Source organism: Bosea sp. RAC05, assembly GCF_001713455.1.
Taxonomy (GTDB): Bacteria; Pseudomonadota; Alphaproteobacteria; order Rhizobiales; family Beijerinckiaceae; genus Allobosea.
This window is the reverse complement of sequence record NZ_CP016464.1, coordinates 3,668,775-3,693,618: the sequence shown is the minus strand read 5'-3', so window position 1 is coordinate 3,693,618 and position 24,844 is coordinate 3,668,775. Positions and strand designations below refer to the sequence as shown.

25 protein-coding genes and 1 other RNA gene are annotated in these 24,844 nt (G+C 69.1%); 10 read left to right on the top strand and 16 right to left on the bottom strand.

The features are described from left to right. Window positions 1-271: 271 nt before the first annotated feature. Both BSY19_RS20990 and BSY19_RS20985 read right to left on the bottom strand, forming a co-directional pair. Entirely contained in the window at window positions 272-835 is a 564-nt protein-coding gene (locus BSY19_RS20990) for a hypothetical protein (protein WP_069055835.1), read from the bottom strand. A gap of 182 nt (window positions 836-1,017) precedes the next feature. Next, complete coding sequence (locus tag BSY19_RS20985; protein WP_069055834.1) at window positions 1,018-2,859, bottom strand: aminopeptidase P family protein; 1,842 nt, start codon at window positions 2,857-2,859, stop codon at window positions 1,018-1,020. Between the two features lie 303 nt (window positions 2,860-3,162). Here BSY19_RS20985 and BSY19_RS20980 point away from each other — a divergent pair, with 303 nt between their 5' ends. Together BSY19_RS20980 and BSY19_RS28525 are read left to right on the top strand one after the other, a co-directional pair. Then, complete coding sequence (locus BSY19_RS20980) at window positions 3,163-3,405, top strand: hypothetical protein (RefSeq protein ID WP_069055833.1); 243 nt, start codon at window positions 3,163-3,165, stop codon at window positions 3,403-3,405. An 83-nt stretch (window positions 3,406-3,488) separates the two neighbouring features. After that, entirely contained in the window at window positions 3,489-3,617 is a 129-nt protein-coding gene (locus BSY19_RS28525; protein WP_257785728.1) for a hypothetical protein, read from the top strand. A gap of 172 nt (window positions 3,618-3,789) precedes the next feature. Here the strand turns inward: BSY19_RS28525 and BSY19_RS20975 are convergent, their stop codons facing one another. From BSY19_RS20975 to BSY19_RS20960, 4 genes are all read right to left on the bottom strand, one after another. Then, a complete protein-coding gene (locus tag BSY19_RS20975) occupies window positions 3,790-4,737 on the bottom strand; it encodes a 50S ribosomal protein L11 methyltransferase (protein ID WP_069057288.1) in 948 nt (315 codons plus the stop codon). Between the two features lie 31 nt (window positions 4,738-4,768). Beyond that, window positions 4,769-5,065 carry a type II toxin-antitoxin system HicB family antitoxin gene (locus BSY19_RS20970; protein WP_069055832.1) on the bottom strand — a complete coding sequence of 99 codons (297 nt, stop codon included), beginning with the start codon at window positions 5,063-5,065 and terminating at the stop codon, window positions 4,769-4,771. A 1-nt stretch (window position 5,066) separates the two neighbouring features. After that, on the bottom strand, window positions 5,067-5,261 hold the full coding sequence (locus BSY19_RS20965; RefSeq protein ID WP_069055831.1) for a type II toxin-antitoxin system HicA family toxin: 195 nt from the start codon (window positions 5,259-5,261) through the stop codon (window positions 5,067-5,069). A 235-nt stretch (window positions 5,262-5,496) separates the two neighbouring features. Beyond that, a complete protein-coding gene (locus BSY19_RS20960; RefSeq protein WP_236840418.1) occupies window positions 5,497-7,863 on the bottom strand; it encodes an ATP-dependent helicase in 2,367 nt (788 codons plus the stop codon). Window positions 7,864-8,016: 153 nt separating this feature from the next. Between BSY19_RS20960 and BSY19_RS20955 the strand changes: the two genes are divergently transcribed. Continuing rightward, window positions 8,017-8,373, top strand: a complete 357-nt coding sequence (locus BSY19_RS20955) for a hypothetical protein (protein WP_150129682.1) — start codon at window positions 8,017-8,019, stop codon at window positions 8,371-8,373. Between the two features lie 31 nt (window positions 8,374-8,404). On the opposite strand, the gene msrB is transcribed toward BSY19_RS20955, so the two are convergent. Together msrB and BSY19_RS20945 are read right to left on the bottom strand one after the other, a co-directional pair. Next, window positions 8,405-8,833 carry a peptide-methionine (R)-S-oxide reductase MsrB gene (msrB, locus tag BSY19_RS20950; RefSeq protein ID WP_236840594.1) on the bottom strand — a complete coding sequence of 143 codons (429 nt, stop codon included), beginning with the start codon at window positions 8,831-8,833 and terminating at the stop codon, window positions 8,405-8,407. A gap of 123 nt (window positions 8,834-8,956) precedes the next feature. Next, window positions 8,957-10,033 carry a tartrate dehydrogenase gene (locus BSY19_RS20945; RefSeq protein ID WP_069055829.1) on the bottom strand — a complete coding sequence of 359 codons (1,077 nt, stop codon included), beginning with the start codon at window positions 10,031-10,033 and terminating at the stop codon, window positions 8,957-8,959. Window positions 10,034-10,150: 117 nt separating this feature from the next. Here BSY19_RS20945 and BSY19_RS20940 point away from each other — a divergent pair, with 117 nt between their 5' ends. The 4 genes from BSY19_RS20940 (at window position 10,151) to BSY19_RS20925 (ending at window position 13,897) form a co-directional block, all read left to right on the top strand. Next, a complete protein-coding gene (locus tag BSY19_RS20940) occupies window positions 10,151-10,855 on the top strand; it encodes a GntR family transcriptional regulator (protein ID WP_069055828.1) in 705 nt (234 codons plus the stop codon). 64 nt (window positions 10,856-10,919) lie between these two features. Beyond that, window positions 10,920-11,888 carry a tripartite tricarboxylate transporter substrate-binding protein gene (locus BSY19_RS20935; protein WP_069055827.1) on the top strand — a complete coding sequence of 323 codons (969 nt, stop codon included), beginning with the start codon at window positions 10,920-10,922 and terminating at the stop codon, window positions 11,886-11,888. Between the two features lie 132 nt (window positions 11,889-12,020). Further along, complete coding sequence (locus BSY19_RS20930) at window positions 12,021-13,235, top strand: BtaA family protein (protein WP_069057285.1); 1,215 nt, start codon at window positions 12,021-12,023, stop codon at window positions 13,233-13,235. Window positions 13,236-13,270: 35 nt separating this feature from the next. Further along, the gene (locus BSY19_RS20925) at window positions 13,271-13,897 is read left to right on the top strand and encodes a class I SAM-dependent methyltransferase (protein ID WP_069057284.1); all 627 of its coding nucleotides are present in this window, start codon (window positions 13,271-13,273) and stop codon (window positions 13,895-13,897) included. A gap of 7 nt (window positions 13,898-13,904) precedes the next feature. Here the strand turns inward: BSY19_RS20925 and BSY19_RS20920 are convergent, their stop codons facing one another. After that, complete coding sequence (locus BSY19_RS20920; RefSeq protein ID WP_069055826.1) at window positions 13,905-14,186, bottom strand: DUF427 domain-containing protein; 282 nt, start codon at window positions 14,184-14,186, stop codon at window positions 13,905-13,907. 112 nt (window positions 14,187-14,298) lie between these two features. Here BSY19_RS20920 and BSY19_RS20915 point away from each other — a divergent pair, with 112 nt between their 5' ends. After that, entirely contained in the window at window positions 14,299-15,093 is a 795-nt protein-coding gene (locus tag BSY19_RS20915) for an ion channel (protein ID WP_069055825.1), read from the top strand. A gap of 37 nt (window positions 15,094-15,130) precedes the next feature. On the opposite strand, the gene BSY19_RS20910 is transcribed toward BSY19_RS20915, so the two are convergent. Next, window positions 15,131-15,691 carry a thioesterase family protein gene (locus BSY19_RS20910; RefSeq protein WP_069055824.1) on the bottom strand — a complete coding sequence of 187 codons (561 nt, stop codon included), beginning with the start codon at window positions 15,689-15,691 and terminating at the stop codon, window positions 15,131-15,133. A gap of 262 nt (window positions 15,692-15,953) precedes the next feature. Between BSY19_RS20910 and BSY19_RS20905 the strand changes: the two genes are divergently transcribed. Together BSY19_RS20905 and BSY19_RS20900 are read left to right on the top strand one after the other, a co-directional pair. Further along, window positions 15,954-17,399, top strand: coding sequence for an FAD-binding oxidoreductase (locus tag BSY19_RS20905; protein ID WP_083247746.1), 1,446 nt, complete (start codon window positions 15,954-15,956; stop codon window positions 17,397-17,399). Between the two features lie 135 nt (window positions 17,400-17,534). Further along, window positions 17,535-21,134: an AsmA family protein gene (locus BSY19_RS20900; protein WP_069055823.1), complete on the top strand. Its 3,600-nt coding sequence runs from the start codon at window positions 17,535-17,537 to the stop codon at window positions 21,132-21,134. 120 nt (window positions 21,135-21,254) lie between these two features. On the opposite strand, the gene BSY19_RS20895 is transcribed toward BSY19_RS20900, so the two are convergent. The 6 genes from BSY19_RS20895 to BSY19_RS28050 form a co-directional block, all read right to left on the bottom strand. Further along, complete coding sequence (locus tag BSY19_RS20895; protein WP_069055822.1) at window positions 21,255-21,485, bottom strand: ribbon-helix-helix domain-containing protein; 231 nt, start codon at window positions 21,483-21,485, stop codon at window positions 21,255-21,257. Then, the gene (locus BSY19_RS20890) at window positions 21,482-21,679 is read right to left on the bottom strand and encodes a DUF4169 family protein (RefSeq protein WP_069055821.1); all 198 of its coding nucleotides are present in this window, start codon (window positions 21,677-21,679) and stop codon (window positions 21,482-21,484) included. The genes BSY19_RS20895 and BSY19_RS20890 overlap by 4 nt, the downstream gene beginning before the upstream one ends. 14 nt (window positions 21,680-21,693) lie before the next feature. Then, entirely contained in the window at window positions 21,694-23,088 is a 1,395-nt protein-coding gene (gene fumC, locus BSY19_RS20885) for a class II fumarate hydratase (protein WP_069055820.1), read from the bottom strand. 88 nt (window positions 23,089-23,176) lie between these two features. After that, on the bottom strand, window positions 23,177-23,815 hold the full coding sequence (locus BSY19_RS20880; RefSeq protein WP_069055819.1) for an SspB family protein: 639 nt from the start codon (window positions 23,813-23,815) through the stop codon (window positions 23,177-23,179). 58 nt (window positions 23,816-23,873) lie between these two features. Next, window positions 23,874-24,285, bottom strand: a transfer-messenger RNA (tmRNA) gene (gene ssrA, locus BSY19_RS20875). Window positions 24,286-24,304: 19 nt separating this feature from the next. Beyond that, window positions 24,305-24,643, bottom strand: coding sequence for a PepSY domain-containing protein (locus tag BSY19_RS28050; RefSeq protein ID WP_171905184.1), 339 nt, complete (start codon window positions 24,641-24,643; stop codon window positions 24,305-24,307). Window positions 24,644-24,844: the final 201 nt, after the last annotated feature.

Sequence of the window (24,844 nt, the reverse complement as noted above, 5' to 3'; positions counted from 1 at the left end):
CCCAACGGCGAATGCGACGAGAAAGATGCGAGCGTCGTGTGGCAGGTCTTGCATCCGGCACCTCCTGTTGGGCGCCGATGCATAGTCTTTGCCATGTGACAGGAGCGCGACCATCGCCTGATGCGGGATCGTCCATTCATTTTTTGCATGGCGCCATCGAGCCGACGCGGCTGCCCTCATCGCCAGCGCCCAACCCATCCTGAGCGATCGAACGCATCAGGGATCGCGACGGACGGGAAGCAATGGCCAGACCCCATCCTGTTCGGCTGACCTACTCGCGGATGATCGGGTTGACCGCGATCACCATGCCCTGGCCACTCACCGCCAGGTTGTAGCTGCGCGAGAGGGCGGCCTTGAGCTGAGGCTCCGCGACGGCGATCTTGGCCTTGATGTCGGCGGAGACGCCGGTTTCCGTCTTCTGCCGCAGCACGATGTCGCCGGTCTTGATCGACAGGATCTGGTAGCGGGCCCAGTTCTCGCGCGAGATATTTTTGCGCCAATGGCTGCAATCGCGTTTGAAGGCCCGGTCGTCGAAGAGAGTCTGGGCCTCCTGATAGCTGATGCTGCGGTCGACGACATTGGTCAGCTTGTATTCGAAATGATCGCTGAAATCGCCGCTGAGGCCGAGATTGACGAAGATGTTCTTGATGCCGCTGACAGCGCCGCTGGCCTCGAGCTTGAAACTCAGATCGACGTCCGACTGTCTGGCATCGACCGGCAGCACCGCATAGCGCTCCAGACTGACCTCGCAGAGACGCTCCAGGTTGACCGGGCGGGACCGGTCCTCGGTCGCCCTCTCGCGGGCGAAATAGAGCGAGCCGACATTGATGCCCACGCGGGCGGGTCGAAGTTCGCGCCCGCCTGTTCCTCCTGGGAGATCCGGTTGCGGCGAAGTCGCGCAGCCGGCCGCCAGAAGTCCGCATGCGATCGATAGGAAATGCCTGGTCATGGTCGCCCCCGCTCGAGAATGGCAGGGACGATAATGCTACCTAAGGTTGTGTCAATATCGACATTCTCTCATAACGGAAGGCAGGCCTTCTCCAGCCATGCCTTCGCCTCGCCCTCGACCAGCCCCGCCAGCTGGCTCCAGACCTGCGCGTGATAGGCGTCGAGCCAGGCGATCTCGCCGGCGTCCAGCAAGGCGCGGTCGATCAGCGCGCGCTCATAGGGGCACCAGGTGATGGTCTCGAAGCCGTAGATGGTGCGCTCGCCGCCCGGGATGACGCGCTCCTCGACCACGATCAGGTTCTCGATACGGATGCCGTAATGGCCCTCCTTGTAGTAGCCGGGCTCGTTGGAGAGGATCATGCCGGGCTCCAGCGGCGTGGTGCCGAGCTTGGAAATCCGCTGCGGCCCCTCATGCACCGAGAGATAGCTGCCGACGCCATGGCCGGTGCCATGGTCGAAATCGAACCCTGCCTGCCAGAGCGGCAGCCGCGCCAGCGCATCGAGCTGGGCGCCCGAGGTGCCCTTGACGAAAAGCGCGCGCGAGATCGCGATATGGCCCTTGAGCACGCGGGTGTAGCGGTCGCGCATCTCGGCGCTGGGCTCGCCGATCGCCATGGTGCGGGTAATGTCGGTGGTGCCGTCCTCGTACTGGCCGCCGGAATCGACCAGCAGGATGCCGGGCTCGATGAGCCGGTTGCTCGCCTCCGTGACGCGGTAATGCGGTAGCGCCGCATTGGGGCCGGCGCCGGCGATGGTGGTGAAGGAGACGTCCCTGAGCAGGCCGGTCTTCAGCCGCTCGGCCTCGAGCGCCGCGACCGCGTCGATCTCGGTCAGCCCGCCCTTGGGCGCCTCGCGCGCCAGCCAGGAGAGGAAGCGCACCATGGCCGCGCCATCGCGCAGATGGGCGGCGCGGGCACCGGCGAGCTCCGCCTCGTTCTTGCGGGCCTTCATCAGCGCGATCGGGTCCGTGCCCGCATCCGGCGTGCCGCCGGATTCGCGGATCAGGCTGGCGAGAGCCGAGGCGGCCGTCGTCGCGTCGAGCCTGACTTTTGCTCTGGCTGCGCCCAGCGCCTTGAGTTGCGTCGTCAGGGCGGCCGGCGGCGCGATCTCGCCGACCGCGCCGATCGCGTCTCCGGCCTCGTTTGTGATCTTCTCCGGCGCCAGGAAGACGGTGGGACGGCCCTCGCGCGGCACGATGGCATAGCCCAGCGGCAGCGGCGTGTGCTCGACATCGCCGCCACGGATGTTGAAGGTCCAGGCGAGCGCGTGCGGGTCCGAGACGACGAGCGCATCGACCTTCGCCTTGGTCAGCGCCTCCTGGATGCGGGCGAGCTTGCTGGCTGCGTCCTCTCCGGCGAAGTCGCCGCGATGGGCCTTCACGGGCGCGGCGGGGGGCGCCGGCCTGTCGCGCCAGATCGCATCGACCGGGTTCTGCGCCACCGCGACAAGCGTACCGCCGGCTGAGGCCGCCGCCTTTTCCAGTTTGGCGACGCCGTCGACCGTGTGCAGCCAGGGATCGTAGCCGAGCCGCCCACCGGCCGGCAGGTTCTGCTCGATCCAGCGGTCGAGCGGCGTTTCCTCCATCCGCGTCGGCGTGACGATGGCGGCGTCGGTCTGCTCCTGGGACTGAATGGTGTAGCGGCCGTCGACGATCAGCGCCGCCCGGTCGGCGAGGATGACGGCGTTGCCGGCAGAGCCGGTGAAACCGGTCAGCCAGGCGAGGCGGGCCATATGGGCGGGGACGTATTCGCCCTGGTGCTCGTCGGCACGCGGCACGATGAAGCCGGCGAGCCCCTGCCTGGCGAGTTCCTGCCGCAGCGCCGCGATGCGCGGCGCGACCTGGGCGGGATCGGTCGGCTCGGAGAAGCTCTGGAAACGGCAGGCGGGGAGGGCGGCAGGCGATTCGGGCATCGGGCGGGTCCGGTTGGGCTGTGCGCCATCGTCGCGGCTGCCGGTCGCGATGGCGAGTCGAAATGCCGGGTTGCGGCCCGCGTCTGTGCTTGAACGAAGGCGCCGCAAAAGCAGGCGTCTGCCACTTCGTTATGCGAATTCGTCAATCGTTAATGAAAACCTGCGGCGCGCATGCGCTGCGTGCATATCTCGCATCTGCGAAATCCCCTTTTCGCAAGTGCGAAGACGTACCACTTTGGTCGCATAAGAGAACGAGGAAGCGACCGGGACTGTCCTTCGTTTCGATTGAGGAGATGGATCCCTATGACCTATGTGCTGAACAACACCGCCGTCCTGCCCGCCACCGAGGTCAAGAAGACCGCGGCGGCCTCGGAAGGTCCCGGCTTCTGGCAGCGTTTCTACGCCGCGATGATCGAGAGCCGCCGCCGCTCCGCCCTGCGCGAACTGCGTGCCCACAGCTTCCGCATCAACGAGGCCGGCCTGATGCTCGGCGGCGTGTCCGCCACCTCGCTGGCGACCGACGAGGCCCTGCCGTTCAACCGGTGAGCCGCGCCCCGTCCGGCGCCTGACGCGCCGGAGCCTTCCCGATTTCTGCGCCGGTCACCCGGCGCCTTTCAAGGACGCAAACCATGATCGCCATCATCAAGCATGTCTACGAGAGCATCGTCGACGCCGTGAAGTTCGCCTCCGCCGTCTGGCACGACGCCCGCTCCATGCAGGCGGAGGCGGAAGCCAAGTACGGCCATATCGGCTTCTGAGCGGGACGGACGCTCCTTCTACTAGGCCGGGCGCCTGACGCACCGCGCTGCGCTTCCGGTGCTCACGGACTTCATGTCCGCTCCGCTCCGGTTCTCGCGCGGCGCGCCATTCGCCTCGGCCTAGCGAAGGATCACGCCGTCCCTTGCGGCGGCGCCTGAATAGCTTTCCGGATTATCGAAGGTGGCGTGGCCTCGGGGCTGCGCCACCTTTTTTCATGACCAGCGTCGCCCAGCCTTCGCGCAGCGACTGGCGGGCGAGATAGAGCCCCTGGTGGCGGTAGGTCGAGACGACGCCGGCGACGTCCATCGCGAGCAGGCCCGAGAGGATGACCGTGCCGTCATCCGACAGCACCCGCGCGATCGAGGGCGCGAGGCGCTTCAGCGGGCCGGCCAGGATATTGGCGAAGACGAGGTCGAAATGGCGCGGCCGGTTCGCCTTGGCGTGGCGCAGGCCCGGCGCGACATAGAGATCGAGCGCGTGCGGGGCGTGGTTGACGCGGGCGTTATGGGCGGCGACCTCGACCGCGATGGCGTCGATATCGCCGGCGACGACCTTGCGCTTGATCTGCTTGGCGAGCGCCAGCGCCAGAATGCCGGTGCCGGTGCCGACATCGATGGCGTGTCGCGGGCGGCGGCGCTTCAGTTCGGCGTCGAGCGCGAGCAGGCAGCCGGCCGTGGTGCCGTGATGGCCCGTGCCGAAGGCGAGCGCTGCGGGGATCTCGATGCCGACATCGTTGATCCGCACGGCGTCGCGGTCATGCGCGCCATGGACGAGGATGCGACCGGCGCGGACGGGTTTCAGCCCGTCGAGGCTCGCGGCGACCCAGTCCTGCTGGTTCACGGTTTCAAAGGCCGTGGTGTCGATGACGTCGCCGACGATCGGTCGCAGCATGTCGCGCACGGCCTCCTCGTCGGGATGAACCGCGAAATAGATCTCGACCTTCCAGGGCGCGTTGAGCGACAGCGTGGTGACGCCGGTCTCGATCTCGAAGGCCGAGATCGCGGTTTCGGTGGGGTCGAAAACCTCGCCGAGCAGCTCGGTCAGCGCGCGCGCCTTCTCGCCGCTGGTCGAGAGTTCGAGGACGGTCGCGACCGTCGATGGCAGAAGACCTTCACGCATGGGCGCGGGATAGCAGGCGCGGGCTGGCTTGTCATTCCGCGGCGGGTTGCAGCGCCACATCCGGAGCCGGGATCAGGGCGATCACGTATTTCGCCATCTCAGCCGCGATCTCGGGATCGGCCTTGAGTTCGCTCGGGGTGCGGGCGCGCGGAACGCTACGGCCTTCTTCCTCGATATCATCAAACCAGAGCGCGACGGCTTCGGGCGCGTTGGCCAGGGCCTCGTCGAGCGTGTCTCCAGCCGAGAAGCAGCCGGGAAGATCAGGAAACCAGACGCCGACGGCGAAATCGGGGCCCGCGTCCTCGATGATGGCGACGTAGTGGGTCATGTCAGTCGCGGGGCCAGCCTGCCTGCTTGTAGATCGTCAACACGAGGCCGGGACCGAAATTCTTCTTCGGATGCGGCACAGTGATGATGTCACGGACGCCCGGCTTTTTAAAGACGTGGTGCGAGCCCGTAGTGCGCACGCACCGCCAGCCTTCGCGTTCGAGGCGGCGAATGATGTCGCTGCTATTGTTGAGCATGGGTGCCTCGGGTTAACGGAGAAGCACCCAACTATTTATATGCATTTGTATTGCTTCGCTCAAAACGAGCGGGCGTGTCCACGGAATTCTTCTAACGTGCTGTAAATACATGCTTTTTTAAATCGTTGATATTGGTCGTTCTTGAATTGATTCGCTGTTTCGCGTTCCTTTGGACGCTAACCGACTGAAAATTATAGACATTCGCTGCGCGGTATAAAAAACTGATCCAGAAGCTTCAGGATGTTGATTGTACGAACGAGTCAAGCACCATCTTCCGCCCGGCCTTGTCGAAATCGACCGTCAGTTTGTTGCCGTCGACCGATGCCACCGAGCCGGGGCCGAATTTGACGTGGAAGACGCGGGCGCCTTCGCCATAGGCCGAGGAGCCTGAGGATTTGGCGGTGAGTTCGCCCTCGATCAGGAGGGGGCCGCGCTGGCGGGTGTTGCCGAAGCCGCTCTGGCCGAAATTGGCGCCGTTTTCGGAGAAGCCGCTTCCCCTGGTCTTGTTCTCCTGGGCGCGCTGCCAGCCGGGCGTGTTGTAGGAGGAGCCGAAGCTTTCCATCCGGTCGAAGCGCGAGGCGCCATAGCCGCCCTGCGAGTAGTTCGACGCCGCCTGGACGACCTCGACATGCTCCTCGGGCAGTTCGTCGATGAAGCGCGAGGGCAGGCTCGACTGCCAGAGCCCGTGGATGCGGCGGTTCGAGGCGAAGTAGAGCTTAAGCCGCTTGCGGGCGCGGGTCAGGCCGACATGGGCGAGGCGGCGCTCCTCCTCCAGCCCGGCGCGGCCGCTCTCGTCGAGCGCGCGCTGGTTGGGGAACAGCCCTTCCTCCCAGCCGGGTAGGAAGACGGTGTCGAATTCCAGCCCCTTGGCGCCGTGCAGCGTCATGATCGAGACGCGCTCGGTGACGTCGCCATTGTCGGCGTCCATCACCAGGGAGACGTGTTCGAGGAAGGCCGGCAGGTCGGGGAACTCGTCGAGCGAGCGCACCAGCTCCTTCAGGTTTTCGAGCCGGCCGGCGGCGTCGGCCGAGCGGTCCTTCTGCCACATCTCGGTGTAGCCGCTCTCCTCCAGCACGAGCTCGGCGAGTTCGCCCTGGGGCATGTGCTCGGCGCGCTTCGACCAGCGGCCGAAGGCCTCGACCAACTCGCGCAGGCTCGTGCGCGCCTTGGGCTTCAGCTCGTCGCTCTCGACGATGGCGCGGGCCGATTGCAGCAGCGAGAAGCCGGTGGCGCGGGCGTGGTTGTGCAGGATCTGGATCGTGGCGTCGCCCAGGCCGCGCTTGGGCTGGTTGACGATGCGCTCGAAGGCGAGGTCGTCGGTGGGCGAGACGACGCAGCGTAGATAGGCCATGGCGTCCCGGATCTCGGCGCGCTCGTAGAAGCGCGGGCCGCCGATGACGCGATAGGGCACGCCGGTCTGGACGAAGCGCTCCTCCAGCTCGCGCATCTGCGCGGAGATGCGCACCAGCACGGCGATCTCGGCGAGATTGTCGCCCTTGAGCTGCATCGCCTCGATCTCGTCGGTGATCAGCCGCGCCTCTTCCTGGCTGTCCCAGGCGCCTGTGATGGTGACCTTCTCGCCGAGTTCGTCCTCGGTGCGCAGGGTCTTGCCCAGCCGCGTCTCGTTGCGGGCGATCAGCTTCGAGGCGGTGGCGAGGATATGCCCGGTCGAGCGGTAGTTGCGCTCCAGCCGGATCACGGTGGCGCCCGGAAAATCGTGCTCGAAGCGCAGGATGTTGTCGACCTCGGCGCCGCGCCAGCCATAGATCGACTGGTCGTCGTCACCGACGCAGGCGATGTTGCGGCGGCCCTGGGCCAGCAGGCGCAGCCAGAGATACTGCGCCGTGTTGGTGTCCTGATACTCGTCGACGAGGATGTAGCGGAAGCGCTCGTGGTAAGTGGCGAGCACGTCGGCATGCTCACGAAACAGCGTCAGGCAGTGCAGCAGCAGATCGCCAAAATCGACCGCGTTCAGGCTCTTCAAGCGGTCCTGATAGGCGGCATAGAGCTTGCCGCCCTTGCCGTTGGCGAAGACGGCAGCCTCGCCCGGCGCGACGTCCTTGGGCGCGAGCCCCCGGTTCTTCCAGGAATCGATGAAGCCGGAAAGCATGCGCGCCGGCCAGCGCTTCTCGTCGATGCCCTCGGCCTGGATCACCTGCTTCATCAGCCGGATCTGGTCGTCGGTGTCGAGGATGGTGAAGTCGCTGCGCAGATCGAGCAGTTCGGCATGGCGGCGCAGGATCTTGGCGGAGATCGAGTGGAAGGTGCCCAGCCACGGCATGCCCTCGGCGACCGCGCCGACGAGATGGCCGATGCGCTCCTTCATCTCGCGCGCGGCCTTGTTGGTGAAGGTCACCGAGAGGATCTGCGAGGGAAAGGCGCGGTTGGTTGCGATCAGATGGGCGATGCGGGTGGTGAGCACGCGGGTCTTGCCGGTGCCGGCGCCGGCCAGCACCAACACGGGGCCGTCGGTGGCCTCGACCGCCTGGCGCTGCTCCGGGTTCAGCCCGGCGAGATAGCCGGCCGCGGGCGCGGCCTGGGCGCGCGCGGCGAGGCCGCCGGGGCGGGGCAGGGGGGCGGAGGTGATGCTGTGGTCTGACAAGATCGGCGCTGCTCGTGCGTGATTCGTTCACGGTCAATATAGGGGCAGGTGGTCGTGATTGCGCCCTCGGAACGCGACTTTCAGCCGTTGCGACGTGGCTTGGCGATGGGGCCCCTCTGGGGCATCGTCGGCATGAGCCCAGACGAGGATTCCATGAGCCGTCCCAAGACCCCCCTGCTGCGCCTCGCCGCCCTTGTCCTGCTCGCCGCGCCGCTGGCAGCCGGTGCCCAGACGCGCACGGCCCCCGACCCGCTGGCCGATTGCGAGCGCTTCGCGCTGGCCGAGTCGAAGCGCGACGGCGGCACGCTGAAATCGGTGCGGATCGAGCGGGGCGACAGCCTGATCGAGAACCGCTTCGACAAGAAGATCGGCGGGCAGCAGGTCGCGACCGAATACATCGCCTTCGCCGCCGTCGAGGATGCCGGGGGCAAGCGCCGCGCGCGGGTGGTCTGCCTGCATGCGGGCACGCCCGCCAACCGGGCGGTCTACTTCGTCGAAATCCCGAAATAGGGCGCGGTTTAGGCCGCGCCCCGTTGGGCCGTCACGCCGCGGGCTCGAAGTTCATCGCGACGCCGTTGATGCAGTAGCGCAGGCCCGTCGGGGGCGGGCCGTCCGGGAAGACATGGCCGAGATGGCCGCCGCAGTTGGCGCAATGGACCTCGGTGCGGACCATGCCGAACTTGCGATCCTCCGTGGTCCCGACGGCGCCCTCCAGCGGCTCGTTGAAGCTCGGCCAGCCGGTCCCGCTCTCGAACTTGGTGAGGTTGCGGAAGAGCGGCTGGTCGCAGCCGGCGCAGGAGAAGGTGCCGGGGCGCTTCTCGTAATTCAGGGCGCAGGAGCCGGGCCGCTCCGTGCCATGGCCGCGCAGCACGTGGTACTGCTCCGGCGTCAGCTTGGCGCGCCATTCGGCGTCGCTGAGTTCGTAGGGGAAGGGCTCCCGGGGCGCCTGGCTGCCGCCGAACATGCTCATCAGTCCCATTCCCGCTCTCCCTTTCGCGCGTTCCGGGTTCATCCGTTCGCGCAGGATATGGGGAGCGGGAGCCCGGTTGTCAGCAGCGCCGGGCGCCCGGCAGGGTCACGATGCCGTTGGCGCTCAGGCGTTGTCGCCGGCGATCGCGGCGATGACCGCGTCCGTCACCGCCCGCGTCGTCGCCTTGCCGCCGAGATCGGGCGTGTGGAAGGCCGGGTCGGCCGTCACCCGCTCGATCGCCCGCATCAGCCGGGCCGAAGCTCCGGCCTCGCCGAGATGGTCGAGCATCATCGTCGCCGTCCAGAAGGTGCCGATCGGGTTGGCGATGCCCTTGCCCGCGATGTCGAAGGCTGAGCCATGGATCGGCTCGAACATCGAGGGGAAGGCGCGTTCGGGGTTGAGATTGGCGGTCGGCGCGATGCCGAGCGAGCCGGCGAGCGCGGCGGCGAGATCCGACAGGATGTCGGCATGAAGATTGGTCGCGACGATGGTGTCGAGGCTACCGGGCTTGATCACCATGCGCATGGTCATGGCGTCGACCAGCATCTTGTCCCAGGTCACGTTCGGGAACTCTGTGGCGACCTCCGCGGCGATCTCGTCCCACATCACCATGGCGTGGCGCTGGGCGTTCGACTTGGTGACGACGGTGAGCAGCTTGCGCGGCCGCCCCTGCGCCAGTTTGAAGGCGTAGCGGATGATGCGGGCGACGCCGGTGCGCGTCATCATCGAGACGTCGGTCGCGACCTCCTCGGGGAAGCCTTTGTGGACGCGGCCGCCGACGCCGGCATATTCGCCTTCCGAGTTCTCGCGCACGATCACCCAGTCGAGTTCTGGCCCGGAGACGTGGCGCAGCGGCGAGGTGATGCCGGGCAGGACCCGCGTCGGGCGGACATTGGCGTATTGGTCGAAGGGCTGGCAGATCGCCAGGCGCAGGCCCCAGAGCGTGACATGGTCGGGCACGTCGGGCGCTCCGACCGCGCCGAAGAAGATCGCGTCATGGTCCTTGATCTGCTCGCGCCCGTCGGTCGGCATCATCAGCCCGGTGCGCTTGTAGTAGTCCGAGCCCCAGTCGAAATGATCGAAGGCGAAGCCGAACGAGCCGTCGCGGCGCGCCAGGGCTTCCAGCACCTCGATGCCGGCGGCGATGACCTCGACGCCGATGCCGTCCCCCGGGATAGCGGCGATGCGATGGGTCTTCATGACGCGTCTCTCCTCGGAACCTGTCGTCCGCACCGTCTTTGCGAGCGAAGTCGCTGCGAGTCAACATTGCATTGCAGCTTCCATGGAAGCTGCTAGTGTAACCCTCGGAGGTACAGGATGGTGCTGCGCGGCAAACCGGTCGAGCCAGCGGGGGAACGGGGCGCGAGCCTCGTCGATGCCGCCTATGGCGCGCTGAAGCATGCGATCCGCGAGAGCGTGTTTCCGCCCGGCTACCAGGCCTCGGCCGGCGAGCTGGCGCTGCGGCTCGGCATGAGCCGCACGCCCGTGCACGAGGCTTCGCTGCGCCTGCAGGAGGAGGGGCTGGTCCGCATCCTGCCCAAGCGCGGCATCCTGATCTGCGCGCTCGCTCCCCATGACATTGCCGAGATCTACGAGGTGCTGATCGCGATCGAGGCCGGCGCGGCCGAGCTTTCGGCGCGGCTGCCGGACGCGGCGCGCCTCGCGCTGGCCGATGATCTCGACCGGGCCACCAGCGAGATGGGGCAGGCTCTCGCTGCCGGCGACCTGGCCGCCTGGGGGCATGCCGACGAGGCGTTCCACAGGCTGCTCGTCGAGGGCTGCGGCAATGGCCGCTTCGCGCGGATCATCCAGACGGTCAACGACCAGTCGCACCGCGCCCGCATGCTGACGCTCCGGCTGCGGCCGCGTCTGCCGGCCTCCGAGGCCGAGCATCGCGACACCAGCGACGCGATCCGGCGCGGCCTTCCGGGTCTCGCTCGCGAGGCTGCGCGGCGGCACCGCATCCGCGCGCGCGACGAACTGCTGCCGCTGATCGAGAGCGTGGGCCTGCGGCACATGTGAGCCGTCGGCCCGTCCCAACCATCCCAGACCGCGGCCAACGCGGCATCAACCCACGGAGGAAACAATGCGTCGCCTGATCCTGGCCCTCGGGGCCGCTTTCGCCATGGCCGCGGCACCCGCAGCCGCCCAAACCTATCCCGCACGGTCGATCACGCTGATCGTGCCCTTCGCCGCGGGCGGGCCGACCGACGTGATCGCGCGGATCGTCTCCGACCATATGAGCCGCACGCTCGGCCAGTCGATCGTGGTCGAGAACGTCGCCGGCGCGGGCGGCACCACCGGCTCGCTGCGCGTCGCCCGCGCCACGCCGGACGGCTACACGATCATGATGGGCAATCTCGGCACCCACTCGGCCTCGGTCGGGCTCTATCCGAACCTCGCCTATGATCCGCGCACCGATTTCGCCCCCGTCATCAACACCGCGGGCACGCCGATGCTGATCTCGGCGCACAAGGACTTCCCGGCCAACACGCTGCAGGAGTTCGTCGCGCTGCTGAAGGCCAATCCGTCCAAATACAATTACGGCCATGGCGGCATCGGCTCGACCTCGCACCTGACCTGCGTGTTCTTCCACCATTTGATCAAGGCGCCGGTGCAGCAGGTGCCGTTCCGCGGCTCCGGCCCCGCGATGAACGCGCTGCTGGCCAAGCAACTCGACTATGTCTGCGACCAGACGGTGGGCATCGTGCCCCAGCTCACCCAGCTGAAGACCTATGTCGTGGCGACGCCGAACCGCCTCGATGTCGCCAAGGATGTGCCGACCAGCACCGAGGGCGGGCTGCCCGAGTTCCAGGCCGTCGGCTGGAACGCGATCTTCGCGCCCAAGGACACGCCGAAGGAGATCGTCGACCGCCTCAACGCGGCCGGCCGCGCCGCGCTTGCGGATGCCGGCGTGCGGACGCGGCTGCTGGAACTCGGCTGCATCATCCCCGACGATGCCGGCCAGAGCTCGGCGGCGCTCGGCGCCCATGTCCGCGCCGAGGTCGACAAATGGACGCCGGTGATCAAGGCGGCCGGCGTCACGGCGCAATAACGCCGCGTCTGGCGGCGTCACCCAAGCGTCATGCGACTCCACTAGTCGGCTCGCCATCGAGGGATGGCGAGCGAGGGGCCGGTGACGGATCAGGCGACACAGACGGCCCGTGCGGTGCGGCGCACGACCAGCATGGGGCTGACGACGGCGGTCCACCGCAACAAGCCCCTCTCCAAGGCGGGCCTGCTGGAGCGGATGTTCACGCTCGCCTTCTCGGGTCTGGTCTATCCCCAGATCTGGGAAGATCCGGTCGTCGACATGGAGGCGCTGGCGCTGAAGCCCGACGACCACGTCGTCGCGATCGCGTCGGGTTCCTGCAACGTGCTGTCCTATCTGACGGCGGACCCGGCGAAGATCAGCGCGATCGACCTCAACGGGGCCCATATCGCGCTCGGCCGGCTCAAGATCGCGGCGCTGGCGCGGATGACGCGTCATGACGAATTCCTGCGCTTCTTCGGGCAGGCGCAGTCCTCCGCCAACATCGCCTTCTACGAGCGCGAGATCGCGCCGCATCTCGATGCGACCTCGCGCAGCTACTGGGAGGGCCGGGGGCTCGACGGGCGCCGCCGCATCGGCATGTTCGCCCGCAACGTCTATCGCTTCGGGCTGCTCGGCCGCTTCATCGGGGCCGGCCATCTGCTCGGGCGGGCGCTCGGCTGCGATCCGCGCAAGATGCTGGAGGCGCGCGATCTCGCCGAGCAGCGCGTCCTGTTCGAGCGCCATCTGGCGCCGGTCTTCGACAAGTCCTTCGTGCGCTGGCTGATCCGCCAGCCGGCTTCGCTCTACGGGCTCGGCATTCCGCCGGCCCAGTACAAGGCGCTCGCCGCCGACGGTGCCGACGGCATCCGCGGGGCGCTGCGCGACCGGCTCGAGCGGCTGGCCTGCGGCTTCGACCTGAAGACCAATTATTTCGCCCGCCAGGCCTTTGGGCGCGGCTACGAGCCCGCGGAGGACGCGGCGCTGCCGCCCTATCTGCAGCGTATGCATTTCGAGCGCGTCAGGGCGCGGGCGAGCCGCGTCTCCTACCACCAGAGCGCGATCACGGCCTTCCTCGAAGCGCAGCCCGCCAAAAGCTGCGACGCCTATGTGCTGCTCGACGCGCAGGACTGGATGAGCGACGCCGATCTGACGGCGCTGTGGACGCAGATCACCCGGACCGCCAAGCCCGGCGCGCGGGTGATCTTCCGCACCGCCGCCGACGAACGGCTGCTGCCGGGACGCGTGCCCGCCGAGATCCTCGAGCAATGGCGCTACGAGGAGGACAAGAGCCGGGCGCTGTGTGCCCGCGACCGCTCGGCGATCTATGGCGGCTTCCACCTCTATGTGCGGCCGGAGGCGGTGGCGTGAGCACGCTCGCGCCCGCCGGCGATGCAGCCGGGCTGATGGACGCGATCTATCGCCATCAGCGGCACATCTACGACGCCAGCCGCAAGTTCTACCTGCTCGGGCGCGACCGGCTGATCGACGACCTCGCGCCGCCGGAGGGCGGCAGCGTGCTGGAGATCGGCTGCGGCACCGGCCGCAACCTTGTGCGGATCGCGCGGTCTTATCCCGGGCGGGCCTGCTTTGGCCTCGATGTCTCCTCGGCGATGCTGGAGACGGCGCGGCGCTCGGTCGCCCGGGCCGGCCTCACGGACCGGATCGGGCTCGCCCAGGCTGACGCCACGGATTTCGATCCTCAGGCGCTGTTCGGCCGGGCCGGCTTCGACCGCATCGTGATTTCCTACGCGCTGTCGATGATCCCGCCCTGGCAGGGCGTGATCGAGGAGGCGCTGCGGCGTCTCGCGCCGGGCGGCGAACTGCACATCGTCGATTTCGGTGACCAGCGCGAGCTGCCGCGCCCGTTCAGCGCGGTGCTGAACCGCTGGCTGGCGCTGTTCCACGTCACGCCGCGGCGGGAGCTGGCGCAGATGCTCGCGACCGCCGCGTCCGATGCCGGTGCGACGTTGCGCGCGACCTCGCTCCATGGCGGCTACGCCGCGCTGGCGGTGCTCAGGCGAGCCGCCTGAGGTGAGCTCAGGCGACCTGAACGCCCTTCCAGAAGGCGACGCGGCCGCGGATTTCCGCGGCGGCGGGCTTGGGATCGGCGTAGTACCAGGCGGCGTCGCGGTTCTCCTTCCCGTCCACCACGAGCGAGTGGTAGTTCGCCGTCCCCTTCCAGCCGCAGACGCTGGTCGTGTCGCTCGGCTTGATGAAGTCCTCGCGCAGCGAGAAATCCGGGAAGTAGTGGTTGCCCTCGATGATGATGGTGTCGTCCGACTCGGCGATGACCGTGTCGTTCCAGATCGCTTTGACCATGGCGCTTGCTCCCATATTTTCTTGTCCTTGCCGGCAAACTAGACCGGACGGCGCGCTTTCGCCAATCACGCCTGCGCTGGACGCCCTGATGGGCGCGTGATAGCGCCGGCCGATGACCGGAATGCCTCCCTGCGATGCGCCCGACGCCCCCGGCAGCCTGCGCGACCGTCTCCGGCAGCTCTATCACGGGCGCTCGCCGGCCGCCTTGCGGTTCCAGCTCGCGACGACGGTCATCGACATCGTCATCATCGCCTTCTTCATCGCGACACCGCTGATCCGCGATCGGCCGGCCTTTCTCTGGATCGACTATTCCGTCGCGGCGATCCTCGCTGCGGAAATCGTGACGCGGATGCTGGCGGCCTCGAACATCCCGCGGCTGCTGCGTCAGCCGACCATGCTGCTCGATCTCGTCATTCTGGCGACGCTGCTGGCGCCGGGCTGGCTCGACAATTTCGGCTTTCTGCGGATCCTGCGGCTCTGGACGCTGTCGAAGCGCGGCGTGATCTGGCAGCAATGGCGGCGCACCCGCTTTCGGGACCGGGAGGACGCGGCGCGGGCGGTGATCAATCTGACGACGTTCCTGTTCGTCGTCACGGGCTTCATCTACAGCTTCTTCTTCACCGGGCGGCCGGGGATCGAGGGCTATGTCGACGCCTTCTATTTCACCGTGACCACGATGACGACGACCGGCTTCGGCGACATCACCCTGCCGGGGACCGCCGGCAAGCTCACCTCGGTGGCGGTGATGATCATCGGCATCTCGCTGTTCGTGCGTCTGGCACAGGCGATCTTCCGGCCCGCGAAGGTGACCTATCCCTGCCCGCGCTGCGGCCTGCAACGCCATGAGCCGGATGCGGTGCATTGCAAGGCCTGCGGGCAGATCCTGTGCATTCCCGATCCGGATTGAGGGCTGGCGCGCCAACGCTCGCGGCGGCTGTCGCGCTTCAGTGCCGCGTCTCGGTCTCGCGTTCGCCGGTCATGCCCTCGACCGTGATGGCGGTCTTTTCGGGCATGCCGATGATGCGGCCGATCGTGGCCGGCAGGGGCATCATGCTGTGGGCTGCCTTCATCAAGGCGATGTTGGCGAGGATGTCGGGCGGGAAGGGACAGACCTTGCGGCTCGTCAGGTCGACATGGAGCGAGAGGTTCTCGCTGGTGGCGGCGAGCCAGCCTTCGGTCGCGTGCCGCATCTCGAGATAGTAATGCAGCCGCTTGTCGTCGAAGGCGATGAGCTGGGCGGTGACGCGGACCTGGTCGCTCTCGGTCAGCTCGCGCTTGTAGAGGATGTGGCACTCGGCGGTGAAGGTCGAGGCCTGGCGGCTGTCGACATAATCGCGGGTGAGGCCGACGAGCGAGAAGACCTCGTCCACCGCGCGGTCGAAGAGGACGTGATAATAGGCCATGTTGAGATGGCCGTTATAGTCGATCCATTGCGGCTCGACCCGCATCGCCGAGGAGACGAAGGGCGCGAAGAACAGCGCCGGAGCGCGGATGTCGTGCTTCATGGCCGCCTCCCTTCCTTCAAATCCGCCTCTCCCGCGCGCATGGCTGGCCGTCGTGATCCCGCGGCGGGCGCATGGTGGCCGCACCGGCAGCGCAGGATCGGGGCAGCCCGTTGCCTGCGGCGATCGTCTATCCTACTGCATCAGGACCTGTCCGCCGTCCCGGTTCGGGAGTGCGGATGATCGGCCCGGATGCCTGACGGCATCGCAACGAGCTGCGATGCCGACTTGTTTCAAATGTAAACTCCAGAGTTGGATGTTGACAATGAGCTTTCCCGCCACCGCCCTGCAAGAAGCATCCGCACGCGCACGAGCGGCGACACTGCCGCCGTCGGCGGACGCCATTACGGCCGTGACGCAGGCCCTGGCGGCGTCCTTCGGCAACCGGCTGGTGACCAGCCTCGCCGTGCGCCAGCAGCACGGGCACACGCTGACCTGGATCCCCAACCAGCCGCCGGATGCGGTGGTGTATCCCCACGACACGCAGGAGGTCTCCGAGATCGTGACGCTGTGCGCCCAGCACGGCGTGCCGGTCATCGCCTTCGGCACGGGCACCTCGCTGGAGGGCCATGTCAACGCGCCCTATGGCGGCGTCTGCGTCGATCTCAGCCAGATGAAGCGCATCGTCGCGGTGCATGCCGAGGATCTCGACTGCGTCGTCGAGGCGGGCGTCACCCGCAAGGAGCTGAACGAGCATCTGCGCGACATGGGGCTGATGTTCCCGATCGATCCCGGCGCCGACGCCTCGATCGGCGGCATGGCGGCGACGCGGGCCTCGGGCACCAATGCGGTGCGCTACGGCACGATGAAGGACAATGTCCTGGCGCTGACGGCGGTGATGGCGGACGGCTCGATCGTCAAGACCTCGACGCGGGCCCGCAAGACCTCGGCCGGCTATGACCTGACCCGCCTGCTGGTCGGTTCCGAAGGCACGCTCGGCATCATCACCGAGATCACGCTGAAGCTGCACGGCATCCCCGAGGCGATCGCCGCGGGCGTCTGCCCGTTCCCGTCGATCAAGGCGGCCTGCGACACCGCCATCATGACGATCCAGACCGGCATTCCGGTGGCGCGCATCGAGCTGCTCGACGAGGTCATGATCAAGGGGTTCAACCTGCATTCCAAGCTCGGCCTGCCGGAGACGCCGATGCTCTTCGTCGAGTTCCACGGCACCGAGGCCTGGGTGAAGGAGCAGTCGGAACGCTTCGGCGAGATCGCGACGGACTTCTGCGGCGGCCCCTTCGACTGGGCGACCAAGGCCGAGGACCGGACCCGGCTCTGGGAAGCCCGTCACAACGGCTACTGGGCCGGCCGGGCGCTGCGGCCGGGTGCCGACACGCTGGCGACCGATGTCTGCGTGCCGATCTCGCAGCTCGCGGACTGCGTCGAGGAGACCAAGCGCGACATCGAGGCGACCGGGCTGATCGCGCCGATCGCCGGGCATGTCGGCGACGGCAACTTCCACACGCAGCCGCTGCTCGACCTGGCCGATCCCGACGAGGTCGCGCGGGTCCAGGGCTTCCTCGACCGGCTGGTCAAGCGCGCGCTGGCCATGGGCGGCACCTGCACCGGCGAGCATGGCGTTGGCCAGAAGAAGATCAAGTATCTCGAGGCCGAGCACGGCGCGCCCGCGCTGGAGGTCATGCGTTCGCTCAAGCGCGCGCTCGATCCCCGCAACATCCTCAACCCCGGCAAGATCGTCCTGATGTGAGGTCCCGCCATGGGGCGGGGCTGCGAGAAACGCAGGGGATCAGTCGAATTGTCGTGATCTCGCCGCGACTTGCCTGCATGATCCCCGCCTGCATGATCGCTGTGCTTTTCCCCACGACGAGGACAATGCCGGACGTTGCGTGAGACCCTGACAGTTCTGGCCGGCCTGCTGGTGCTGGCGCTGCTCGCCGCGCTGGTGGGGCCTGGCTTCGTCGACTGGCGTGGCTACCGGCCGCATTTCGAGGAGCGGCTGGCGAGCGCGCTCGGCGTCGAAACGCGGATCGGCGGCGCCATCGGCCTGCAACTGCTGCCCTCGCCGCGGCTGACGCTCCAGGACGTCCGTTTCGGGGACGACGACGCGCAGGCGAGCCGCGCGGCGGTCGAGACGCTGACTGTCGAGCTCGCCCTGTCGGCGCTGATGCGCGGCGAGTTCCGCATCGCGGATGCGCGGGCCGAGGGCGCGACGGTGGTCGTGGCGCTCGACGAGGGCGGCGCGCTGCGCCTGCCGGCCCGCACCGGTTCGGGCCTGCCGACACAGACCAGTCTCGATCGCCTCTCCGTCGGCCGTTCGGTGCTGATCTGGCGCGAGGCGGGCCGCGAGCCCCTGAGCATCGGGCCGATCGCCGCGGACATCTCGGCGGTGACGCTGGCGGGCCCCTGGCGGATCGAAGGTGAGGCGGCTGGAGCGTCCGTGCGCCTCACCACCGGCGCGATGGAGCCCGACGGCAGGTTGCGGGCCAAGGCCTTCGTGACGGGGCAGGACATCCAGCTGACCTTCGACGGCAGCTTCATCCTGCCGGCGTCCGGGACGACTCCGGGTCTTGACGGGGCCTTCACGCTGTCCCCGGGGGGCGCCTTGGCGCTGTCCGGCAGGGTCACGGGCGGCGCTCGCCAGCTCGATGTCGCCGGCCTGGCCATCGATATCGCCGGTGGTGCGGCGCGGCTGGAAGGCGAGGGGCAGTTCCTCCCGGCGACAGGGACGGGCTCGCTCGCCCTGCGGGCGCGGCGGCTGGATGCGGATGCCCTGGCGGAGGCGCTGGCTGCACGGCCGGGCTTCGAGCGCGTGCTGCAGACGCTGCCGGGACGTCTCGACCTGTCGCTCGACCTCGACCAGCTGATCTGGCGGGGTGAGGATTTCTCCGCCCTCGGCCTGCGCGGCCGGCTGGACGGCAATGGCCTGTCGGAGGCGACCGCTTCGGTCCGCGTCGCGGGCGCCCTGCTGGGGGCGAGCGGGGCGGCCGATCTCGACGGCGTGGCCGGGCGGCTCAACCTCAAGGCCGATGATTCGCGACGGATCGCGCTCGTCCTCGCCCGGGCCGGGCTCGACCCGGCGCTGGCCGATCTCGTCGCGGCGCTCGGCCAGATCGACGCCGAGGCGATCGGTGCCTGGGATGGCGGGCGCGTCGGCCTGCAGCGGCTCATGGTGACGGGCTCCTCCGGCGTCCGGCTCGACCTCTCGGGCGACGTCACGCCCCAACGGCTGGCCGCGAAGGCGGTGCTGAACGGGTTCGACCTCAACACGCTGCCACCGGGGACGAGCTTCGCCGGGCTGATCGGCACGCGCGATCTCGCGCTCGACCTCAGCCTGACGCAGGCTCGCTTCCGCAACGCGCCGCCGGGCTCGGCCAGTCTCGACCTGCGCCGGGAGGGCGCCGTCTGGCGCCTCAGCCGCCTGGCGATCGACGGATTCGGCGGCGTCAATGTCGCGGGGTCTGGCGCGCTGCTGGCGGAGGGGGGCGAGATTGCGGGCCGCATCCGGGCGCCGCGCTTCGAGACGCTCGCGGCCCTGGCCGGTCCGCTTGTCCCCGAGGCGGCACGGCCGGTGCTCGGCCGTGTCGGCGACGGGCTGTCGCGGCTCGATGCGGGCTTTCGCCTGACCCGGGCGCCGAGCGGCGAGACCGGCCTCGTCCTCGACGGTGCGGCGCAGGCCGGGCGGCTCTCCCTGACCGGGCGGCTCGACGCAGGCGGCCGCTGGACCGGCGCCCGGCTGCGCTTCGATCTCGCCGACCGCCGCCAGGCCTTCCAGGCGTTCGGGCTGCCGGCGCCGCGCCAGACCGGCCCGGGCGAACTGGTGCTGGAGCAGGATGCCGCCCGCCTCGTCGCGACGCTCGCCGGTCCCGGTCTGTCGATCGTCCTGGAGCAGGACGGTTCGGCCGCCTCGCGGCTGACGCTCCAGGCCGAGGGGCCGGGCCAGATCCTGCCCGAGGGAGCCGCGCGCTTCCTGCCCGACGGGCTCGTGGACGCCCATGCCCGCCTCGCCTTCAGGCCGGACGCGGTCACGCTCGACGCGGCGGTGTTCAACCTGGCCGGCGCGACGGCGAGGGGCACGCTCGCGCTGGCGCGCGAGGGCGGTCGGCTGACCGGCCGTCTCGCCCTGCCTTCGATCGATCTGCGCGGGCTGCTGGGGGCGGCGCTGGGGGCTGCTCCGTCGGGCGCTTCGACCTGGTCGACGGTGCGCTTCGGCCCACCGGCGAGCCTGCCCGAGTTCGACCTCGCGATCGAGGCTGGCGCGGTGACGGCCGCCGACGGCATCATCCTGCGCGACGCGCGGTTTGCCCTGCGCGCCGATCAGGATGGATTGCGGCTGGACGATCTGACCGCGCCCTTTGGCGGCGGCCGGGTCGGCGGCCGCTTCGCCACTCGGCGCGAGGGCGGGCTTGCGCAGCTTTCGGGCCGTGTGACGCTCGACGGCGTCGATCTCGCGCCGCTGACGGGCGGTGGGCTCGGCGGCAAAGTGTCCGGCCAGGTCGAGGCGGGCGGCTCGGGCGAGAGCCCGGCGCGGCTGATCGCCGGGCTGGGCGGCGCGGGCGCCCTGACCTTTGCGGAGGCGCGCCTCGGCCGCTTCGACCCCGCGGCCTATGCGCGCATCATCGCGACGACGGGGGAGGATGCGTCGGAGAGCGATGCGGCCCGGCTGCAGCAGCGCCTGTCGGAGGCGCTCGACCGCGATGGCTGGTCGCTCGGCAGCGTCACCGTACCGTTCACGCTCGCGGGCGGGCTGGTGCGGTTGCAGCCGCTGACCTTCGAGCGCAGCGGCCTGCGGACGGAGGCGAGCGGCATCGTCGATCTGCGGGCGCTGATGCTCGATCTGCGCCTCGGCCTCAAGCCGCTGGGCGCGCTGCCCAAGGGCTGGCCGGCCGATGCGCCGCAGGTCGGCGTCGCCTGGCGCGGGCCGCTCGCCGCGCCGCGGCGCGAGACGGATGTGAACGCGCTCTCCAACATGGTGGCGGCGCGGGCGCTGGCGCGCGAGATCGAGCGCGTCGAGGCCTTCGAGGCCGATGCCCGAGAGCGGGCGGCCCATTCCCGGCGCCTGCGGGCGGAGCGCGAGATGCGCGAGAATGCGCGCAAGCTCGCCGAGTTCCTGAAGGCGGAGGAGGAGCGCCGCCTGGCCGAGGAGAAGCGCGCCGAGGAGGAACGCCGGGCCGAGGAGGCCCGTCGCCTCGCCGAGGAGCGGCGTGCGGAAGAGCAGCGGCGGGCCGAGCAGGCCCGGATGGAGCAGGAGATGCGCCGCCGCATCGAGGCGGAGGAGCGGGCCGAGCGGGCGCGTGCGGCTGCCGAGCGCGCGGCTGCCGAACGAGCCGCGACACCGCAGCCACAGCCCGGGCCGCTGATCCTGCCCGGTGCGCCGCGGGCCAGTTTCCCGGATCCGGTGCTGCAGCCCGCGCCGCCGCTGGCGCCGCCGGTGGACATCCAGTCGGTGCCGCGCCCGCTCTCGCGTGGCACGCAACCCAACTGAGCGGCGGCCTCGCACGGTGATTCAGGCCGTTGCTTGGTTGATTCAGGCGTCGCCTGCAATCCGCTGCGCCAAAAAGACTTTCGGGGAATGGGGCAGCGGCTCGGCGCCGGCCTCGTGCCGTCAGGCTTCGGGACCTGCCGCCAGCCGCCGGTAATGCGCCAGCACGTGCAGGCGCAGCGCCGAGGAGAGGTTAACGCCCTCGCGGCTGCCGTCGATCGCGGCGATCAGGGCGGCCACGGTCAACCCCTGCGCGACGGCGATCTCCTTCAGCGCCTCCCAGAAGGGCTCTTCCAGCGAGACGCTGGTGCGGTGGCCGGCGACGGTCAGCGAGCGCTTGCGCTCGGCGCTCACGGCGCGGGCTCTTCGTCGGGCGGAGCGAGGTGGTGCCCGTCCAGCGTGCGTGCGGCCTTGTCGCGCTCGGCCTGCGTCAGGCTTCGCTCGGCCTTGGTCCGGCCGAAGGCGATGCGGTTCTGCTGCGCCTGCTTGTCAGCGTCCTGTCGCGCGCGCTGCTTGCGGGCCCGGCGCAGATTGACGATCTCGGCCATGGCGGGGCGCCCGCTCAGGCCGGGCCGAGCATCAGCTCGGGCCTGACGGTGGCGTCAAACAGATCGGCGGCGACGCCGGCGCGCAGCGCTTCCTCGCGCAGGGTCGTGCCATTGTGATGGGCCGCCTTGGCGATGCCGGCGGCGCCGTCATAGCCGATGGCCGGCGCCAGCGCCGTCACCAGCATCAGCGAGCGCGACAGCAGCTCCCGCAACTGGTCCTCATTGGCGACGATGCCCTCGACGCAGTGGACGCGGAAGCTGTCGGCCGCGTCGGTCAAGAGCCTCACCGACTGCAGGAAGGCGGCGGCGATCACCGGCTTGAAGACGTTCAGTTCGAAATGGCCCTGGCTCGCGGCGAAGCCGATCGTGGTCTGGTTGCCCATGACCTGGGCCGCGACCATGGTCAGCGCCTCGGCCTGGGTCGGGTTGACCTTGCCGGGCATGATCGAGGAGCCAGGCTCGTTCTCGGGGAGGCTGATCTCGCCGAGGCCCGAGCGCGGGCCCGAGCCCATCAGGCGGATGTCGTTGGCGATCTTGAACAGGTCGGCGGCCAGCGCCGCGAGCGCACCATGGGCGGCGGCAAGCGCGCCATGGCTCGCCAGCGCCTCGAACTTGTTCTCGGCGCTGCGGAAGGGCACGCCGGTCAGGGCCGCGACCTCGCGGGCGAAGAGGGCGGCGAAGTCGGGATGCGTGTTGAGGCCGGTGCCGACGGCGGTGCCGCCCTGGGCCAGCGCATAGAGCCCGCCGAGCGACGCCTCGATCCGACTGACGCCGAGATGGAGCTGCATCGCATAGCCGGAGAATTCCTGGCCGAGCGTGACGGGCGTCGCATCCTGGAGATGGGTGCGCCCGATCTTGACCAGATCTTTGAAGGCCGCCGACTTGTCGGCCAGCGCCTTTTCGAGGGCGCGCAGCGCCGGCAGCAGCGAGCGCGCGATCTCGAGGGCGGCGGCGATGTGCATCGCGGTCGGGAAGCAGTCGTTCGAGGACTGGCCGCGGTTGACGTGGTCGTTGGGATGCACCGGGCTCTTGGCGCCGCGCCCCACGCCGAGAAGCTCGTTGGCGCGGTTCGCCAGCACCTCGTTGACGTTCATGTTGGTCTGCGTGCCCGAGCCGGTCTGCCAGATCACCAGCGGGAAATGGTCGTCGAACTGGCCCGACAGCGCCTCGTCGGCCGCCTGGCCGATGGCGCCGGCGATGCGCGGGTCGATCAGCCCGAGGCGGGCATTGACATGGGCGGCGGTCTTCTTGACCAGCACCAGGGCATGGACGAGCGGCAGGGGCATGCGCTCGCGCTCGCCGCCGATGCGGAAGTTCTCGAGCGAGCGTTGCGTCTGCGCGCCCCAGTAGCGGTCCGCGGGGACGGCGATGGGGCCGAAGGAATCGGTCTCGGTGCGGGTGTCGGACATGGGCAGCCTGCTCTGCGAGGGCTGCCGGGGGCGGCGATGCGCCGGAGGACGAGCCCGTTGCGGTGGTCGGGGTGGGCTCGCGGGCCGATCAGGTTTTCTTGCGGAAGGCGTCGAGGCTCACGACCTGGGCGCCGCCGCCGTCATCGGGCGCGGGTTCGGTCGCTTCGGCGGCGGGCTCCTGGGCCTGCGGCTTGGCGGGCTTGGATCCGCCCTTGGCCGGGGTCTCGGTGCGCGCCTTGATCGCGGGCACGCCCGCCGGGGTTGCCTTGGCGGGGAGGGCGAGGGGCGCGGCCGGCGCTTCGCTCGGCTCCGAGCCCGCCCCGCGGGGCCGCGGCGTGGCCGCCGCATCGTTGGCGGAGGCGCCCTCGGTATCCTGGGTCTCGAACTTCAGGCCGAACTGGACCGAGGGATCGAAGAAGGTGGTGATCGCGTCGAAGGGGATCAGCAGCCGCTCGGGCACGTTCGAGAAGGACAGGCCGACCTCGAAGGCATGCTCGCTGACGCTCAGATCCCAGAACTGGTGCTGGAGGACGATCGTCATCTCGTCGGGGTGCTTGTCGCGCAGGCGCTGCGAGACGCGCACGCCCGGCGCGCCGGTGCGGAAGGTCACGTAGAAATGGTGGTCGCCGGGCAGACCGTCCCGACCCGCCTCCGCGAGAATCTTGCGCACCACGCCCTTGAGCGCGTCCTGCACCATCAGATCGTAGCGAAGAACGTCCTTGGACATCGGGTCGAGGTTTCCGCTTCCAGCATCCCGCGGCAGCAGCCGGCCAGGCATCGAATGAAGTGGAGGCTTCTGTTGCCAGGCGCCTCCGGGCCCCGCCTTACGTCGCTAAACGGAAGGACTTAGGTTTGGGAACCAGCACCGCTTACGCGGCGACAGCGACCCGAGCATTGTTGTCGTTGGCAACTATGCGTTAGCCCTATAACGGCGGAACCATACCGGGCAAAAGAACGGCCTTTACACTCTCGTCGATCCTATTTCGCCCCCGCCGCAACCCTGCCACTCGGTGGCCTGGCAAGCCCGCGGTCCAAGATCCCGCAGGCCGCCCCATGGCTCGCGCCGCAGGGCTGTGGTGGAGGCGCCGGGTACCGCCCCCGGGTCCGAAAAGCTTATTCCGACGCTCGTTTATCGCCATAGCCGGTCTTGCGATCGGCAAGGTCAATATAGGGGCTGCGGAGGGCGGGGGAAAGAGCCGATGGGGCCCCAGCCGGCTTAATTTGCGAGAAGCCCGGTCTGGCCGAGCACGCGGCCGTCGCGGGCATGGATGTCGACGGTGATTTCGGTGCCGCTGCGGTCGCGGCCCGCGACCTGCCAGCGCCCATCGGCCAGCACGATGTCCTCGATATGGTCGATGCCCGAGCCCCAGGCGATCCGCCGGGCCGCGGCCTCCGAGATCTTCGAGGAAGCCTGTGCGGCGGCCGCGACTGTACCGGCCGGGGCGGTGCCGGTCCCGGCGGGCAGGGCGCCGGCGCCATCAGGCAGGCATGACAGCGAGACGCCGACACAGGCCAGAAGAACCAGAGCCGGCCAGGCACGGTGCGATCGTGTCATCATCATCTCCTCGTTTCTGCTCTCGGGCAGGAGATGGTGGCCGGCGGCGCACGGCAAAGGGCTGCGCCGCTCAACTCCCCTCGCAATCGCGTGAGCGGGCTCGGCACGGTTGCAGCCACTGCCATCGGCTGGCACGGACGGCTGAGACGATCGGATGCGAGAAAACAGGGGAAGGCGGCCGTGCCGCCCGCGCCAGCGCCG

Bases quoted from the DNA above. Each gene is read 5' to 3' on its own strand.
- BSY19_RS20985 (WP_069055834.1), bottom strand. From the start codon at position 2,859: ATGCCCGAATCGCCTGCCGCCCTCCCCGCCTGCCGTTTCCAGAGCTTC.
- BSY19_RS20980 (WP_069055833.1), top strand. From the start codon at position 3,163: ATGACCTATGTGCTGAACAACACCGCCGTCCTGCCCGCCACCGAGGTC.
- BSY19_RS28525 (WP_257785728.1), top strand. From the start codon at position 3,489: ATGATCGCCATCATCAAGCATGTCTACGAGAGCATCGTCGACGCCGTG.
- BSY19_RS20975 (WP_069057288.1), bottom strand. From the start codon at position 4,737: ATGCGTGAAGGTCTTCTGCCATCGACGGTCGCGACCGTCCTCGAACTC.
- BSY19_RS20970 (WP_069055832.1), bottom strand. From the start codon at position 5,065: ATGACCCACTACGTCGCCATCATCGAGGACGCGGGCCCCGATTTCGCC.
- BSY19_RS20965 (WP_069055831.1), bottom strand. From the start codon at position 5,261: ATGCTCAACAATAGCAGCGACATCATTCGCCGCCTCGAACGCGAAGGC.
- BSY19_RS20955 (WP_150129682.1), top strand. From the start codon at position 8,017: ATGAGCCGTCCCAAGACCCCCCTGCTGCGCCTCGCCGCCCTTGTCCTG.
- msrB (WP_236840594.1), bottom strand. From the start codon at position 8,833: ATGAGCATGTTCGGCGGCAGCCAGGCGCCCCGGGAGCCCTTCCCCTAC.
- BSY19_RS20945 (WP_069055829.1), bottom strand. From the start codon at position 10,033: ATGAAGACCCATCGCATCGCCGCTATCCCGGGGGACGGCATCGGCGTC.
- BSY19_RS20940 (WP_069055828.1), top strand. From the start codon at position 10,151: ATGGTGCTGCGCGGCAAACCGGTCGAGCCAGCGGGGGAACGGGGCGCG.
- BSY19_RS20935 (WP_069055827.1), top strand. From the start codon at position 10,920: ATGCGTCGCCTGATCCTGGCCCTCGGGGCCGCTTTCGCCATGGCCGCG.
- BSY19_RS20930 (WP_069057285.1), top strand. From the start codon at position 12,021: ATGGGGCTGACGACGGCGGTCCACCGCAACAAGCCCCTCTCCAAGGCG.
- BSY19_RS20925 (WP_069057284.1), top strand. From the start codon at position 13,271: ATGGACGCGATCTATCGCCATCAGCGGCACATCTACGACGCCAGCCGC.
- BSY19_RS20920 (WP_069055826.1), bottom strand. From the start codon at position 14,186: ATGGTCAAAGCGATCTGGAACGACACGGTCATCGCCGAGTCGGACGAC.
- BSY19_RS20915 (WP_069055825.1), top strand. From the start codon at position 14,299: ATGACCGGAATGCCTCCCTGCGATGCGCCCGACGCCCCCGGCAGCCTG.
- BSY19_RS20910 (WP_069055824.1), bottom strand. From the start codon at position 15,691: ATGAAGCACGACATCCGCGCTCCGGCGCTGTTCTTCGCGCCCTTCGTC.
- BSY19_RS20905 (WP_083247746.1), top strand. From the start codon at position 15,954: ATGAGCTTTCCCGCCACCGCCCTGCAAGAAGCATCCGCACGCGCACGA.
- BSY19_RS20890 (WP_069055821.1), bottom strand. From the start codon at position 21,679: ATGGCCGAGATCGTCAATCTGCGCCGGGCCCGCAAGCAGCGCGCGCGA.
- fumC (WP_069055820.1), bottom strand. From the start codon at position 23,088: ATGTCCGACACCCGCACCGAGACCGATTCCTTCGGCCCCATCGCCGTC.
- BSY19_RS20880 (WP_069055819.1), bottom strand. From the start codon at position 23,815: ATGTCCAAGGACGTTCTTCGCTACGATCTGATGGTGCAGGACGCGCTC.
- BSY19_RS28050 (WP_171905184.1), bottom strand. From the start codon at position 24,643: ATGACACGATCGCACCGTGCCTGGCCGGCTCTGGTTCTTCTGGCCTGT.